Genomic DNA, 397 nt, shown 5'->3' with positions numbered 1-397 from the left:
CCACCGAGGCTCGTGGCGGGCAACCACACCTCGACGAGCTGTTCGACGGCGCGTGCGGCGTCTGCGTCACCGCGCAGTTCGAGCGCGATCATTGCGCCCGTTCCCGGGTGGCGCACGCGCGCGACGTCGTCGTGCTCGCGCAATCTCGCAGCGAGCGTCGCCGCGTTCGCGCAGGCGCGCTCCCAGCGCAGGTGCAGCGTCCGCATGCCTCGCAGCGCGAGCCACGTCTCCTGCGGGCCGGGGATGGCGCCGCCCAGCGTGCGTGCTGTGAGCAGCCGCGCGGCGAGGTCGGCGTCGTTCGTCACCGCCGCGCCGAGCAGGACGTCGCTGTGGCCCGCGAGGTACTTAGTCACCGAATGCACGACGACGTCGACGCCGTCGTCGAGGGGGCGGCGCC

Annotated in this window: 1 protein-coding gene; it reads right to left on the bottom strand. The window is 73.8% G+C overall.

Features of this window, described 5'->3' with window-relative positions; translation table 11 throughout:
- On the bottom strand, positions 1-397 hold a 397-nt coding region (locus EEB19_RS26615; protein WP_187590314.1), incomplete at both ends, for a PLP-dependent transferase.

Origin of the sequence: Gordonia sp. OPL2, assembly GCF_003797825.1 — a bacterium.
Taxonomy (GTDB): domain Bacteria; phylum Actinomycetota; class Actinomycetes; order Mycobacteriales; family Mycobacteriaceae; genus Gordonia.
Note: the sequence above shows the minus strand (reverse complement) of the source record. Positions and strands in the feature narration are given on the sequence as shown.